Consider the following 14,445-nt stretch of genomic DNA (forward strand, 5'->3'; position numbering starts at 1 on the left):
AAAAGCTCAACACAATGCGAGTGTTGAGCTTTTTTTCTTACTGTTCTTTGCGAATATGTATATCCTGAATAGACTGTTTCGGTGCATGAAATCTGCTCTCGGCTTCACTTCTTGCCTCGGCAAAAGCCCGCGCCTCCACATGATCTTTGTAGACATCCAGCTGAATCAAATACAGCGGGCGCACTTTAAATCCATGAATAATGGTTACCGCCCATAACGGGACCACAATAAAAACACCGGGCAGATCGGGCAAAACAAAACCAAACGCAAAAATGAAAAAATAAATGATGCCGTACATGATCCACTTTCTATTTCTAACCTTGATGCCAATAAATAAAAAGGCAAAAAAACTGGTAATGGCAAAAGGCATGAAAATAAACAGCATCCACCAGCTATGCAGCCATTCCCAAGCGGCACCTCTTTTTGTAATTCCCATATTTTTCTCCTCCTATTTACCTATAATAATCGATTAGGCACACCGCGTCACCCATAAACGGGAAAAACTTTCTCCCTTAAAAATAGTGATAGACGGAGAACAGGTTTCTTGCTATATTATTAATTGATAATGATAATCATTACTAATCTATTGAGATACATAGTGGGAGGGTTCTTGATGAAAAAGAACATATTGCTCGTGGGCATGCTTGTGCTGCTTCTCATGTTTGTCAGCGCTTGCAGCGGCACGGCTTCTAAAGGGAGCTCAAGCGATTCTGCTTCCGAAAAAACAGAAATGAGAACATACAAATCACCAAAAGGGAACGTCAACATTCCTGCACATCCGAAACGCATCGTCACTGATTTTTATGCCGGTGAATTGCTGTCTGTCGGGGCCAATGTGGTCGGCTCAGGCTCATGGTCATTTGATAATCCGTTTTTAAAATCAAAGCTGAAAAATGTGAAGGATGTTGGTGATCCAATAAGCGTTGAAAAAGTGATGGAGCTTCAGCCTGACTTAATTGTTGTCATGAATGAAGAGAATGTTGATAAATTAAAGAAAATCGCTCCGACTGTTGTCATACCTTATAACACAGCGAAAAACGTAGAAGACACAGTCAGCATGTTCGGAGATATCGCCGGAGCGAAAGACCAAGCAAAATCCTTTATGGCTGACTTTAACAAAAAAGCGGAAGCAGCTAAGAAGAAAATTGCCGGCGTCATCGACAAAGATGCAACCTTCGGCATTTATGAAAACACAGACAAGGGCGAATTCTGGGTGTTCAATGACAATGGCGGACGCGGCGGCCAAGCTGTATACAATGCACTTGGGTTAAAAGCGCCTGAAAAAATTGAGCAAGATGTCATCAAAAAAGGAGAGATGAAACAGCTCTCTCAAGAGGTTATTCCTGAGTATGCCGCAGATTATATGTTCATTACGGATTACAACCCGAAAGGCGAAAGCAAAACACTCGACAAGCTGGAGAATTCCTCCATTTGGAAAAATCTTGACGCTGTTAAACATAATCGCGTGTTTATCAATGACTTTGACTCGTTCTACCCGTACGACCCGATTTCTGTCAGCAAACAGGTGGATATCATCACCGACATGCTGATCAAACGGGCCGAAGAAAATAAAAAATAAAAAAACGGCACAGTCATGACGCTGTGCCGTTTTTTATGATTCACTTTAATTTTGACTGTACGGAGTCCGGCATATCTTCAAACTTGACTTCTTCCCAAGTCTCGACATACTTTCCTTTCGCCTTCACCTTCAAATACGCGTTCTTCCGAAGCTCTTTGCCGGCGAAAAAGGTCACTTCTTCTTTTTTCCCGGATGCATTATATCCGTCTAATGTATATTCAGTACCGCCCGGACTAAGATGTCTGCCATCTCGATCAATCTGAACATAGACATCTTGCTGGTGAATAAACGGATTAAATCTGTCTGTAACATCGTTATGAAAAAAGAGAAGCCCGCATATTACGGCAGCAGCCGCCAAGACGGCCAGGATTGCCATTGCTTTTTTCATCTTTGCACTCCCCTTACTTGTTCATTTTTTTCAAATAGCTTGACCGCACCGCGAGGAAGAATAGAAGCTGAAAAATGAAAAACCCTCCGATGGTGAGACTGAGCGGCCCCGCTACATCGGAATATCCTTCCACAGCCAATGTTCTCAAGGCAAACAGTGTATGCATGACGGCAATGACAAATGGAAAGAAGAAAAGAATCGCCAATTGTATTGTCACGCTTTGCGCCATTTCTCGCTCACTCAGGCCGATTTTGGCCAGTGAACGGTAGCGCTCCCGGTCTTCATCTAAATCAGTGAACAGCCTGAAATATAAGAAACTTGCTGCCGCGACAAAGAATACAATTGCGATAAACAGGCCGATAAATAGACTCAGGCTCGGCAGCTGCACCGTATCATAGTAAGTCCCCGCTTTTGAAGCAAAATCAGAATGCACGTCGATATAATTGCCGTAAATCTCATTTTGCAAGGATTGGCTGATCTCAAGACTGTCTTTCCAATGATCATAGCTGTAGCCGTATAATGACGCTTTATCACCGAGTGATTTCAGCTGATCAAAGGTTTGATCATTCACCGCGATGATAGCATTCAATGAGATCAGCGGTTTTTTGACTTCTTTTACCGACAGTTTTTGATCAGACAGCTCCCCTTTTTGGTTCAGCAGCTTCAGCTGATCCGGCGCTTCGTTTTTGAAATTGCGGTCATACGTTCCCGGGAAATAGACAGCCTCGTCTTCTTTCAGGCCGTTCACTTTGACATGGAAGTATTTTGCCGCATCCGATTCACTGATCATGTAAACAGGGGGAACAGTTTCTCCTTCCTGATAGCGAACATAGGAAACATCTATTTTGTCTTTCGTATACGTAAAACCGTGTGTTTTCAGTTCATGGTCAATATCTTTCAAATGAGTCTGTTCTTTTGGATTGTTGCTGTAAGATAAATACTCCATTTCATAAGCGGACTCTTCCGCTCCGACGGTCGATTTGTACATTGCGAGCACGCCTGTCGCAGTAAACGCAACCGCGGAAATAATGCTGACAATAAAGAACAGGCGGGCGTTGTCTTTTAGACGATAGACAAGGTCAGAAACCCAAATGATGTTTTTCCCGCGCAGATAAAAGGTTTTCCACTTCTTCAGCGCGCGCAGAATCCATATGCTGCTTTGGCTGAAAAAGAAATATGTTCCGATAACGGTGAGCAGTAAAATGATAAACGGTTCGGCCCCGTGGACATTGCCTTTAAGAACCATGCCGTACCCGCCGCACAGACAGGCGATGCCGAATAAGGACAGAAGCACGGACGGCTTAGGCTCCGGTTTAACCTTGCCAGTGCCCTTTATTAATTTGATAACCGTATTTGATCTGACAAAAAGGATCGTAAACTGCGATAAAAAGAAAAATAAGAGCAGAAATCCGCAGGCCGTAATACCGAGCGCTTTCCAAGGCATATACAAAGGCAGCGCGTCCATTTCTAAAATATAAGCGCCGACCGTAAAGAACGTCTTTGAAAAAATGAATCCTCCGATAATACCGGCTGCAATTGACATGACGCCGATGATCATATTTTCCGCAGTAATGAGCTTTCTCAGCTGCCCCGGCGTGATGCCCTGCATGAGCAGAATGCCGAATTCTTTATTTCTCGATTTCAAAAATGCATTAACCGAATACAGAACAAATAAGAAAGAAAAAACAAAGATCATCCATTCCGCGGCGGTTAAGCCTTTTTTGGCGATGTTATTCAGGTAGCCTTCCTTTAATGCCGGATGAAACAGGAACATCGCAAAGGTAAAGAAAATCAAAACGGAAAAGGCGCTGCTTAAAAAGAATGCAAGATAGGCCCTTTTGTTTCTCGTGACGTTTTTATAAGCGAACTGAAGAAAGGTCATTTGCGTTTCCCCCCAGCATAGACAGCACATCGAGAATTTGTTCATAAAATACTTGGCGGTTTTCCCCGCGGTAAATCTCATTAAACAGTTCGCCGTCTTTTATAAAGATGACGCGGCGGCAGTAGCTTGCCGAAACCGGATCGTGGGTCACCATCAAAGCCGTGACATGATCATCCCGATTCAGGCTCTGCAACGTTTCCATGACGTCTTTTGTCGCTTTGGAATCAAGGTTTCCAGTTGGTTCATCGGCCAGAATGAGTGACGGCTTATGAATGACCGCTCTTGCGATGGCGGCCCGCTGGCGCTGGCCTCCGGATACTTCAAACGTCCGCTTGTTAAGCAGGTTTTCGATACCGAGCTTTGCCGCGATGCCGTGCAGTTTTTCTTCCATTACAGACGGCGCTTCTTTTTCAAGCGTTAACGGCAGCATGATATTTTCACCGATCGTCAGCGTATCCAGAAGGTTGAAATCCTGAAACACAAATCCGAGCTGCTTGCGGCGGAAATGAGCGAGCTTTGTCCGCTTCAGGCGATGCGGGTTTTCTCCGTTAATCAGGATATCGCCTGAATCTGGACGGTCAATCGTTGAAATGATATTCAAAAGCGTTGTTTTTCCGGACCCGGACGGCCCCATCACCGCCGTGAACTCGCCTTCTTCTATTGAAAATGAAATTTGCTTTAAGGCCTGATAGGACACTTGTCCTTTATAGGTTTTATTTATATGTTTGACTTCAAGCATATTCGCCATGAAAATCCTCCTTATGGTTTTATTCTTGTTGATCTGGGCTGCTTTCATGTAGTGCCGGGACGTTCAACATAAAAATCCCCTTGACATAAATCCATGTTATCAAGGGGAAACAAAGCGGGCTATGTTGTTTTCTTAACGCAGCCTTACATTTTTGTAAGAAATGAAAATCGAACTGATGTCCCTTCACCGGGAGACGAGCTGATGTCCACCGTATGATTGAGCTTATCTGTAATTTCTTTGACGAGATGGAGGCCGATTCCCGTAGATTCTTGGAAACGCCGCCCGTTTTCACCCGTGTAATAAGGGTCAAACACCCGCTTGATGTCTTGTGAGGGAATCCCGACACCGTAATCTTTGACTTCAAGCACCGTCCTGTCTTCATCGCAGAAGACATTCAGCTCAAGTCTGTCACTCTTGCCCGCTGAATACTTGACCGCATTTGTGACCACTTGGCCAATCGCAAATTTGAGCCATTTGGCATCGGTGTAAATCTGATGATCATCGCAAACGTTCATTTTCGGATAAACGCGATATTGAATAAAAAATCGTTTATAGCTTTGAATAACTGATTGGAGAAGCTCGGACAGGGAAACCGCTTCGATTTTAAAATCCCGTTCAAACAGGTCGAGCCTTGAAGAATAAAGAAGCGTCTCCAGCCCGAATTCAATCTGCCGGACTTCTTTTTTGATTTGTTCAAAAACGGGCTCATCCTCTTCTTGAATGATTAAATTAATGACCGACAGCGGCGTCTTTACTTGGTGCACCCATTGATTCATATACGTCACCCGCGCGTCAAGCTTGGCTTCGGTCTCATGGAGCTTCTGGTGCTGCAGCCGGATCAGCTCCATCTGCTTTTCATACAGCTCTGAACAGAACACTGAAGAACCGAGATACGGGATATCCGTCCCTTCCTGCCCCGAGCTGAGCCAATGATACACGCCGCGGTCTTTGTACCAGCGATAGGCAAGATAGCCCGCCAAAATAAGAAGCTGCACGCCCAATATGTAAAACAAGTGAGAAAAAGAATGAAGACCCGCAAACCAGTAATAAAAGAAGACAAACAGCCCTTGAAGGAGAAAAAGCAGAATCAGCACTGCATGAGACCGGAGAAACAGCTTCATGACTGCGCCCTCAGCTGGTAGCCTTCGCCCCGCACCGCTTCAATAGAAACAGGCGCATTCAGCTCCCGCAGTTTTTTTCTGAGCCGCGTGATATACACGTTAAGTGTATTATCATCGATGAATATGTCGGTGTCCCACGTCTTTTCCATGAGACGGTCCCGACTCGTCACCTTTTCTCCCCGCTCAAGCAGCACTTCCAAAAGCTTGCTTTCTTTTTTAGAAAGCTCACTTTTTTCATCCTGAAAACGCAGTTCAAACCGTTCCACAAAGAGCTGAACGCCGGCATATTCAACCACTTTCTCTCCCTGCTTTGCGGCGTACTCCCCGTACGCCCTCCGGATCTGGCTTTTGATTTTCGCAAGCACAATATCATAAGAAAACGGTTTTTCGATATAATCGTCTCCCCCATTTTCAATCGCCATCACCTGATCCATTTCCCCGCTTCTGGCAGAAATAAAGATGATCGGGCTTGTGGAGTGCTGGCGGATCTGCCGGCACCAATAATATCCGTCATATGCCGGCAAATTGATATCAAGCAGCACCACATCGGGCTTTTCCCGCAAAAAGACATCAAGAACAGCTGTAAAATCCGCGGCGACCACTGTTTGATATCCGTATTTTTCAAGGTAATTCTGCAATAGTCCGCGAATGTCTTCACTGTCTTCCACAATCATGATTTTATTCAAACTGAACCACTCCCGTTTCTTACACTGCTGCCATCATCATAATCGTTTTGGGCGTATGGACGCAACACCGCACAAAAAAACCGCCATCTCGGCGGTTTCTGGTCTCTTTAGCCGACCTGCTGCTTAGCTGCTTTACCGGCTGATCCGAACTCTCTCATTTTGCTTCGCACTGTCTCTTCCACGGCTTCAATGCCGGGTGTCAAATAGCCGCGCGGTTCGTACAGATCGCTGTTTTCCTGAAACATGCGGCGTGTTTCGTCTGTCCACGCTACCATACATTCCGTATTGATATTGATCTTCGCGTGGCCGAGCGTGATGGCTTTTTTGATCTGATCCTGCGGAATCCCGGATGCCCCGTGAAGAACGAGGGGAATATCAGTCATGCGGGAGATAGCCTCCATTTCCTTAAATCCGAGATTCGGCTCACCCTGATATTTGCCGTGTACAGAGCCGAGGGCGGCGGCCAGCGCGTCGATATTGGTTTCTTTAACGATCCGCTCACATTCCGTGATATCCGCATAGCGGACCCCGCCGACCAGTCCGTCTTCCATTCCGCCGACCGTGCCGACTTCGGCTTCTACTGACACGCCGTGTTTTGCGGCATAATCGGTGACTTCTTTTGTCATCGCGATATTCTCGTCAATCGGCTGATGGGAGCCGTCAATCATCACTGAGCTGAATCCGGCATCAATGGCCTGTCTGCAGCGTTCCGCACTGCTGCCGTGATCGAGATGAAGCACGACCGGAACGGTAATCGCCATGTCCTCTATTAACGCGCCGACCATGGCGGCAATCGTTTTAAATCCGCCTAAATAGTCGACCAGGCGATCGGAAGCCGCGGCGATGACCGGTGATTGCTCCTTTTGCGCCGCCTGCAAAATCGCCTTCGTCCATTGCAGGCCGTTGATATTAAACTGGCCAATTGCATATTGCTCCCGCTTTGCATCTTCAAGAAGCTCTTTCATCGATACAAAAGCCATATTCACCCCTCCTTTATCCATTACATGCTGAAGTATTTTGATACGACATCCACTGTTGTTTTTTTCGCTGTTTGAATGGCTTCCTCAGCAGTCAGCTTATAGTATTCAGGCCGGAAGAGCTCAACCGAAACAACATCAGAGAAGCCGATTTCCTTCAGTGCTGATAAGTGGGCATCTAAGTCAATTGCCCCTTGTCCCGGCCATACACGATCCTCATCTGTTAAAAAGCCGATTGGGAAATCTTCTGTATCATCAATATGATAGATGAAGATTTTCTTTCCGTCCGCCTGCTTTAAGCTCTCAATATTTGAACCCATTGCATGGAAGTGAAAACTGTCAAGGACAAGCCCGACATTGTCACGGTTAACTGTGTTTACAATCTCATACGCCTGTTCAAACGTATTGACCGTACATTGCGGATGGCCGACAAACTCAAGCGCGATTTTTACGCCGTACGGCTCCGCGATATCTGACAGCTCAGTCAGCACGTCTACACTGCTCTTTTTGATCTCTTCTTTTACAATCTTCTGCTCTGTCACAAGCGGAACGGCCACCACATATTTCACACCGAGGGTTTTGCATGTTTCCATCATGCCTTTAAATTCAGTGATGATCTCGTTGTGGCCCTTTTCATCACGGTTGTTGAAGAAAACGAGTGCGTTTAAGGCAAGCGGTTTGATGTGGTGGGTTTGAAAATATTCCGCAAGGTCATCCAATGAATGATCTTTTAAGTACTCCGGCAGCTTATCCATTGTGCGGATTTCAATATAATCATAGCCGTGCTTTTCGCATAGTTCTAAATCCTGTTTAAGGTTTGAGTTTTCCAATGTTGTCGCTTCATTAAAACAAAGTTTCATGCCAGACTCCCCCATCTGCGTTTTAGATATGAAGGGAGTTCGGCAGGAAGGCTGTCGCCATATCCCGCCGAACTCCATGCTCAGCTTATGCCAGACCTAATTCTTCTTTCATTTTCTTAAGCATAAATCGGCTTGATTCATCCGCTCTTTCATCGACCCAAGCAAATACGGCATTCGTCGCAATTCCGTCGAACTTCATCTCTCTCAGTTTTCTGAAAATCGTATCAAAATCAACCTCGCCTTGACCAATGTCCAAATGCTGGTGAACCGTTACTTTCGCGTCAGGCGGATTGACGATATAGCGAAGGCCATGAGCCGCTTTATGATTATAGGTATCTGCAAATAAAACATGTGTAAGGCGGTCGCCGGCTTCGTCAAACATGGTCTCGATGTCGCCTTTGCCGTCATCATAGAAGAACGTATGCGCAGTCGAGTAGACAAGATTGATCCAATCCTTGTCAAGCGCGCGGATCATATCCATCGCACCTTTGTGCGTTTCGATAAAATCGTATGGGTGGGCTTGAAGATTAAGTTTAATACCTTCTTTTTCAAAGACTGGCAGAAGCTCATCCATGGATTTGATAAATTTTTCTTCACTTGTTAAAGGATCATATTTTGAACCGCTGAATTCGCTGTTCATCAAATCCACTTCAAGTTCAACCGCAATTTCGATTGCCCGTTTCCAATTGCGCACTGCTGCCTGGCGGCGGTCTTCATCAGGACCCGCCCAGTGGTAAAGAGGAAGAAGCGATGAAAGCTTAACACCTGTATCTCTTAAAAGGCGCTTTAATTGTTTGATCTTTGCTGAATCGACTTTCGGATATTTATAAAACGGGCAAAAATCCTCGCGCGGAGACAATTCGATATATTCATAGCCGAGCTCTGCCGTTTTATAGACCGTTTCCTCTAAAGTTAAATCATCACGATACATGGATGGATCCAATGCTAACTTCATATTTTCACTCCTCTGTTTTTTAGTTTTGAACTGTTGTAAAAGATTGATAGAATTCCGGTTTTTCCTTCAATTCAACCTTTTCTTTTTGTCCAGATTCCTGGGCTTTTACACACGCGTCAGTCGTGACAGCAGCAATATAGCCGTCCCATGCCGTCGGTCCGCTGACCTCGCCTTTCTTTTGAATCGAATCAATAAAGTCTTGGATTTCCACATCGTACGCAGCAACAAAGCGTCTCTGCCAATCCATCAAAATATCTGTGCTGAATTTGCCTTCTTTTCTCAAGCTGATGCTTGATGGTTCAGGAAGCTTGATGATGCCGTCTTCTCCGACGATTTCACATTGAATGTCATAGCCGTATTTACAGTTCACATAGATTTCAGCATTGATGACGATACCGCCTTTTGTTTCAATCACGACGATTTGCGGATCTTTTAAATGCGGCAGCGCATTTTTCGATTTTTTCGGGTAGATAACTTGAACGGAATCGTAGTCATCATTGACGAGCCAGTGCAGCACATCAATTTCATGAACAAGCGTGTCAACTACGGCCATATCCGTTGTATAGTTATCTCCTACAGTCGGGTTGCGGTGCGCGCAATGAATCATAAGCGGTTCGCCAATCACATGGTTATCAAGTGCTTCCTTCAGCTGTACGTAACCGCTGTCATAACGGCGCATGAAGCCGACTTGAACAAGGCGTTTGCCCACTTTGATTTCTTCTTCGACAATGCGCATGCATCCTTCAGCCGTTGTCGCGAGCGGTTTTTCACAGAACACATATTTCTGGGCTTTAATCGCTTTCAGCACGCTTGACTCATGCGCAGGCCCCCAGCTTGTCACTAAAACAGCGTCTACATTTTCGTCTGCAAGCAAGCTGTCATCATTCGGATAAACCGTCGCGTTTAATTGGTATTGCTCAACGACCTTTTGTGCAGCTTCTTGATTAACATCCGTTACAGCTACAATTTCCGCGCCTGACAGCTTGTTCGTGATACGGTTAATATGTTCTTTTCCGATTGCTCCAGTTCCAATTACGCCAATACGTAAACTCATTGACAGCCACTCCTTCTGTTGGTTACATGATTTTGCTTTCTGTTCCTTTCTTTACTTGGCTCTGAGGAGACCCGTAGAGTTCCTCTTGAATTTGTTCAAGCGACTTGCCAGACGTATTCGGCGCAAAGAGCAGCCCGATGATCATACTGGCCGTCACACATCCGAGAAGAATTGCAGCCATCGTTCCAATGCCGAAATTGGTGATAATCATTGGGACAAACAGACTCCAAATCCCTATTGAAATACGGACAAGGAAAAACATCAGTCCTTGTGCGGAAGCACGATATTGCGTAGGAAAGATTTCGCTGGCCCATAACTGATAGTTCGCTTGCTGCCCGGCTCCGTTATTGATGCCGATCACGACAATAAACAGGAGCAGAATCGGCAGGCCTTCAACTGGCAGCAGAAACAGTGTCCACCCGATCACCGCCATGAAAGCGGCGATTCCAAATACGGTTTTTCTATATTTGTCGGCAAAGGGCATGAAGATCAAGGCGACCCCCAATCCTGTGAAGATAAACAGCCCCATTTGCAAAAGGTTGGCCATGTTGGCAGATACACCGCCGACCTGCTGATAAATGTATGGCATAAAGAAGCCCATGACCCCGGCGGCTAGGTTCCAAACCAAGTACACACCCATCAAAAACAGGATGCTTTTTAGATACATAGGCTTGAGCAAATCAAAATACGATGTCTTATTCAATACAGCCGGCTTCTCTGCCTGAGCTTCCTCCGGCTGATTTTTTGTCTGCCAGGCGTCTGATTCCGGAAGCCTGATTCTCAGGATGTACGTAATCAGCGCAATCACAAGCAGATGGGCAAATACGATTTTATTCCCCAAGAGTCCCAAGTCACCGGCCAGTACGGAGAGGAGCAGTACAACGACAGCGCCCGCGGCCCAAGCGACTTGTGCTACGCCGCAATGCCTGGCCCGATTCTTCTTTGGCGCATTTTCCGCAATAATGGTCCATGACGCGGTTATGTCAGCCCCTACTGATAAACCGATAATGATGTAACCGCTTAACAACATGGGGAAATTAACCCCGAACAAAACCAAACAAATCCCTAGTGCATAAACCAGCATACTATTGGTATAAACAGCCTTCCGTCCGACTTTATCAGCCAGAAACCCGCCAAGCAGCGCGCCGACAGCGGCAGAAATCGCATTTGCGCTCAACGCGCCGAGCAGCCCGATTTGCGTATCGGATAGCTTAAGGTAACTGACCCATAATGATAAACCGGCGGAGCCTGCCACAATTGAACCGGCATCAATATAGTTGGCCAATGCTGCCGCGATTGTCCGTTTATTGAAGGCTGAATCTCCATTGGTATTGCCCATATGTTCATTCCCCATTAAGCCAGATCCAACAACTGCTGATCAATATAGTTTCTCGCAATCAATGCATACTCCAGCGGGTTTGCAACATCGGGGTCTTGTTCAGCTTCAATGACAATCCATCCGGAATAACTGTGCTTCAACAGCAGCTGATATACTTCTCTAAAGTCAATGCAGCCGTCACCGGGAACCGTAAACATGCCTTTTAAAAATGATTGCCGGAACGATTGTCCTTCGAGCCTGCATTGTTCCATGACATTCAGGCGGGCATCCTTAAAGTGCACATGCTTAATGCGGCCGATATGCTTCTCAAGCATCCCCATGTAATCGCCGTCAGAAATATACGCATGGCCTGTATCATAGAGGAGGTGTACATGCGCAGGGTCTGTTCCTGCCATCAGGCGGTCCACTTCTTCCGCTGTTTGGACACCAGTGCCGAGATGATGATGATAGACAAGCTTCAAGCCATGCTGAGCGGCAATTTCGCCAAGGTGATTCAGCCCTTCGCAAAGCCGCTCCCATTCATCATCCGTAAAGTGCGGCTTCTCTGTGAACACATTTTTCTCCAAGCTTTGCACGCTGTACGTTTGTTCAGAGACAACTGCGACATCCGCGTTTACTTGCTGCAAATACTCACAATGCAGGGTAAATGTCTTTGCCGCTTCACCAAGTCCGTCACGCAAAATAAAACTGCTGAACCATTTTCCTGCAATGCGTAAGTTCCGAAGCTTCAGCTCTTTGTTCAGGATGGCAGGTTCGGGGAAAAAGCCCCCGACCTCCGTGCCTTGAAAACGTGCGACAACGATATCACTTAACAAATGCTGAAGTGTATTTCCCGCTCCAATTTCAGGCATGTCATCATTCCGCCACCCAATGGGAGCGATTCCCCACAGGATTTCATTTTTGCCCATCTATGGTGCCTCCCCTCTAATACTGCTTCGCAGATTCCAGCTTTTTCTCTTTTGCTTCGTATGCTTTCTGAACGCTTTCTTGTTCAGATACCTCTGCCACCCCGACATGCCACCAGCTGTCATAGCCGTCCGTCATTGTTTTAGGCAGCACCTTCATTTCAATTAATGTTGATACATCCTGTTTCTTCGCATCCTCTAACGCAGCTTTTAATTCTTCTACTGTGTTTGCACGGTAGGTTTTCGCGCCGTATCCCTCAGCGACTTTCGCGTAATCGACATTCAGGATTTGGTTGTCATCTGTGCGGAACTCGCAATAGTAGCTGCCGCTGCCGTGATCCATTTGCAGGTTGTTGATGCATCCGAATCCTGAGTTGTCAAAGAGCAGCACATTGATTTTCTTGTTGTACTGAATCGCCGTGATCAGTTCAGAATGAAGCATCAGGAAGCTGCCGTCTCCGACGATTGAATACACTTCTCTGTCAGGGTGGGCCAGTTTAAGACCGAGTGTCCCGGACACTTCATAGCCCATGCAAGAATATCCATACTCCAGGTGATACGTATTCGGAACATTAGAATGCCACAGACGCTGCAAATCTCCTGGGAGTGAGCCTGCTGAACAGATGATGACGCTGTCTTCAGGAATCGTCTCGTTGATTGTCAGCAATGCCGTTGTTTGCGGAAGCTCCGTATTCAACGCGTCAGCATATTCATTCAGGACCTCTTGAGAAAAGTGATTTTTGATTTCCGGATCAAATGCTTCCCGCTTAAACGTCACTTTGCTGAGACGCTCGCGTTCAGCTAGCCATTCGTCCTTCAGCTCCCGGATCGTTGTGCCGAACTCGCTCTCATAGCCTTCAAGCAAGCCGTGCAGTTTGCCAAGCGTCACTTTCGCATCCGCCACCACTTGGAATGCATCAAGTTTATACGCCTGCATTCGGCTGACGTTAATGTTCAAAAACTTCGCTTTATCAAAATCAAAAGCGGTCTTAGAGGATGTCGCAAAATCTGTATACCTTGTGCCGATGCCGATAATCAAATCAGCTTGGCGGGCCGCTTTGTTTGCCGCAAGTGTACCTGTGATGCCCATTCCGCCAAGGTTGTTCGCAAAATCTGCCTCAACGGTAGACTTTCCTGCCTGCGTTTCAACTAACGGAATGTTATAGGCTTCAGAAATGGCAACCAATTCATCGCGCGCACCGGAATATTTTGCGCCTCCGCCGACGAGAATCACAGGTTTTTTGCTGGATTTAATCAGCTCCGCCGCACCTTGAAGCTCGCGCTCGCTCGGCTGCATGCGATCAATATAGTGAACCCGTTTGACGAAGAAACTTTCATCAAAATCGTATGCTTCCCCTTCAACATCCTGAGAAATACAAATCGTTGCCGGACCTGCTTTTGCCGGATCAGTCATGACTTCAAACGCGCGCAGCAAACTGCTCATCAGCTGCTCAGGGCGCGTAATGCGGTCCCAGTATCTCGATACAGGCTTCAATGCATCGTTTGTCGTAATCGCCGCACTGTATTCTTGCTCCATTTGCTGCAGTACAGGGTCTGGCTGTCTTGTCGCAAATGTGTCTGCCGGAATCAAGAGAACTGGGATATTATTTGCCAATGCAGTGCCGGCTGCCGCCACCAAGTTAGCCGCTCCAGGTCCGACGGATGTAGACACCGCATATATTTTTCTTCTCAGCATTTGCTTGCTGTACGCCATGGCCGCATGCGCCATTCCTTGTTCATTTTTCCCTTGATAGACTTTCAAATGGCCTGCATCCTGCTCAAGCGCCTGCCCGATCCCTAATACGTTTCCATGACCGAAAATCGTGAAGATCCCTTCGACAAAAGGCTCTTCCTTTCCATCTACATGGATGTACTGCTGGTTTAAGAATTTAATCAGCGCCTGCGCAGTTGTTAAGCGAATTTTCTTACCCACAAACGATCCCACCTTTAC

General features: G+C 46.3%; 14 protein-coding genes. 1 reads left to right on the forward strand and 13 read right to left on the reverse strand.

Going from position 1 to position 14,445, the window contains the following annotated elements; all coding sequences use genetic code 11:
- Positions 1 to 37 precede the first annotated feature (37 nt).
- Entirely contained in the window at positions 38 to 436 is a 399-nt protein-coding gene (locus NST22_RS20705) for a hypothetical protein (protein ID WP_003243293.1), read from the reverse strand.
- Between the two features lie 177 nt (positions 437 to 613).
- On the opposite strand from NST22_RS20705, the gene NST22_RS20710 reads away from it, so the two are divergent.
- Positions 614 to 1,579 carry an iron-hydroxamate ABC transporter substrate-binding protein gene (locus NST22_RS20710; protein ID WP_003243725.1) on the forward strand — a complete coding sequence of 322 codons (966 nt, stop codon included), beginning with the start codon at positions 614 to 616 and terminating at the stop codon, positions 1,577 to 1,579.
- A gap of 40 nt (positions 1,580 to 1,619) precedes the next feature.
- Here NST22_RS20710 and NST22_RS20715 read toward each other — a convergent pair whose 3' ends face one another.
- The 12 genes from NST22_RS20715 to iolD form a co-directional block, all read right to left on the reverse strand.
- On the reverse strand, positions 1,620 to 1,967 hold the full coding sequence (locus NST22_RS20715) for a YxeA family protein (protein ID WP_003227084.1): 348 nt from the start codon (positions 1,965 to 1,967) through the stop codon (positions 1,620 to 1,622).
- A gap of 13 nt (positions 1,968 to 1,980) precedes the next feature.
- Positions 1,981 to 3,849, reverse strand: coding sequence for an ABC transporter permease YxdM (gene yxdM / locus NST22_RS20720; RefSeq protein ID WP_003244410.1), 1,869 nt, complete (start codon positions 3,847 to 3,849; stop codon positions 1,981 to 1,983).
- The gene (gene yxdL, locus NST22_RS20725; protein WP_003243557.1) at positions 3,824 to 4,597 is read right to left on the reverse strand and encodes an ABC transporter ATP-binding protein YxdL; all 774 of its coding nucleotides are present in this window, start codon (positions 4,595 to 4,597) and stop codon (positions 3,824 to 3,826) included. Before yxdL ends, yxdM begins: the two co-directional genes overlap by 26 nt.
- Positions 4,598 to 4,740: 143 nt before the next feature.
- On the reverse strand, positions 4,741 to 5,718 hold the full coding sequence (gene yxdK, locus NST22_RS20730; RefSeq protein ID WP_003243885.1) for a two-component system sensor histidine kinase YxdK: 978 nt from the start codon (positions 5,716 to 5,718) through the stop codon (positions 4,741 to 4,743).
- A complete protein-coding gene (gene yxdJ / locus NST22_RS20735) occupies positions 5,715 to 6,404 on the reverse strand; it encodes a two-component system response regulator YxdJ (protein WP_003243527.1) in 690 nt (229 codons plus the stop codon). The genes yxdK and yxdJ overlap by 4 nt, the downstream gene beginning before the upstream one ends.
- Positions 6,405 to 6,511: 107 nt before the next feature.
- Complete coding sequence (iolJ, locus tag NST22_RS20740) at positions 6,512 to 7,384, reverse strand: 6-phospho-5-dehydro-2-deoxy-D-gluconate aldolase (RefSeq protein ID WP_003242766.1); 873 nt, start codon at positions 7,382 to 7,384, stop codon at positions 6,512 to 6,514.
- A gap of 20 nt (positions 7,385 to 7,404) precedes the next feature.
- Complete coding sequence (gene iolI, locus NST22_RS20745; protein WP_032730291.1) at positions 7,405 to 8,241, reverse strand: 2-keto-myo-inositol isomerase; 837 nt, start codon at positions 8,239 to 8,241, stop codon at positions 7,405 to 7,407.
- 85 nt (positions 8,242 to 8,326) lie between these two features.
- A complete protein-coding gene (locus NST22_RS20750) occupies positions 8,327 to 9,196 on the reverse strand; it encodes a sugar phosphate isomerase/epimerase (RefSeq protein WP_015250852.1) in 870 nt (289 codons plus the stop codon).
- A gap of 19 nt (positions 9,197 to 9,215) precedes the next feature.
- A complete protein-coding gene (iolG, locus tag NST22_RS20755; protein ID WP_032730288.1) occupies positions 9,216 to 10,250 on the reverse strand; it encodes a bifunctional inositol 2-dehydrogenase/D-chiro-inositol 1-dehydrogenase in 1,035 nt (344 codons plus the stop codon).
- A 22-nt stretch (positions 10,251 to 10,272) separates the two neighbouring features.
- Positions 10,273 to 11,589, reverse strand: coding sequence for a myo-inositol transporter IolF (gene iolF / locus NST22_RS20760; protein WP_003244597.1), 1,317 nt, complete (start codon positions 11,587 to 11,589; stop codon positions 10,273 to 10,275).
- A gap of 14 nt (positions 11,590 to 11,603) precedes the next feature.
- The gene (iolE, locus tag NST22_RS20765) at positions 11,604 to 12,497 is read right to left on the reverse strand and encodes a myo-inosose-2 dehydratase (RefSeq protein ID WP_003227062.1); all 894 of its coding nucleotides are present in this window, start codon (positions 12,495 to 12,497) and stop codon (positions 11,604 to 11,606) included.
- Positions 12,498 to 12,513: 16 nt separating this feature from the next.
- Entirely contained in the window at positions 12,514 to 14,427 is a 1,914-nt protein-coding gene (gene iolD, locus NST22_RS20770) for a 3D-(3,5/4)-trihydroxycyclohexane-1,2-dione acylhydrolase (decyclizing) (protein WP_003242642.1), read from the reverse strand.
- Positions 14,428 to 14,445 lie beyond the last annotated feature (18 nt).

This window comes from Bacillus sp. PS237 (genome assembly GCF_037963345.1).
GTDB classification, from domain to species: Bacteria; Bacillota; Bacilli; order Bacillales; family Bacillaceae; genus Bacillus; species Bacillus subtilis.

What these genes read in the sequence shown, in the direction of transcription:
- NST22_RS20710 (WP_003243725.1), top strand. Translation starts at nt 614, where the DNA reads ATGAAAAAGAACATATTGCTCGTGGGCATGCTTGTGCTGCTTCTCATG.
- iolJ (WP_003242766.1), bottom strand. Translation starts at nt 7,384, where the DNA reads ATGGCTTTTGTATCGATGAAAGAGCTTCTTGAAGATGCAAAGCGGGAG.
- NST22_RS20705 (WP_003243293.1), bottom strand. Translation starts at nt 436, where the DNA reads ATGGGAATTACAAAAAGAGGTGCCGCTTGGGAATGGCTGCATAGCTGG.
- yxdK (WP_003243885.1), bottom strand. Translation starts at nt 5,718, where the DNA reads ATGAAGCTGTTTCTCCGGTCTCATGCAGTGCTGATTCTGCTTTTTCTC.
- iolG (WP_032730288.1), bottom strand. Translation starts at nt 10,250, where the DNA reads ATGAGTTTACGTATTGGCGTAATTGGAACTGGAGCAATCGGAAAAGAA.
- iolF (WP_003244597.1), bottom strand. Translation starts at nt 11,589, where the DNA reads ATGGGCAATACCAATGGAGATTCAGCCTTCAATAAACGGACAATCGCG.
- NST22_RS20750 (WP_015250852.1), bottom strand. Translation starts at nt 9,196, where the DNA reads ATGAAGTTAGCATTGGATCCATCCATGTATCGTGATGATTTAACTTTA.
- yxdL (WP_003243557.1), bottom strand. Translation starts at nt 4,597, where the DNA reads ATGGCGAATATGCTTGAAGTCAAACATATAAATAAAACCTATAAAGGA.
- iolE (WP_003227062.1), bottom strand. Translation starts at nt 12,497, where the DNA reads ATGGGCAAAAATGAAATCCTGTGGGGAATCGCTCCCATTGGGTGGCGG.
- NST22_RS20715 (WP_003227084.1), bottom strand. Translation starts at nt 1,967, where the DNA reads ATGAAAAAAGCAATGGCAATCCTGGCCGTCTTGGCGGCTGCTGCCGTA.
- yxdM (WP_003244410.1), bottom strand. Translation starts at nt 3,849, where the DNA reads ATGACCTTTCTTCAGTTCGCTTATAAAAACGTCACGAGAAACAAAAGG.
- iolI (WP_032730291.1), bottom strand. Translation starts at nt 8,241, where the DNA reads ATGAAACTTTGTTTTAATGAAGCGACAACATTGGAAAACTCAAACCTT.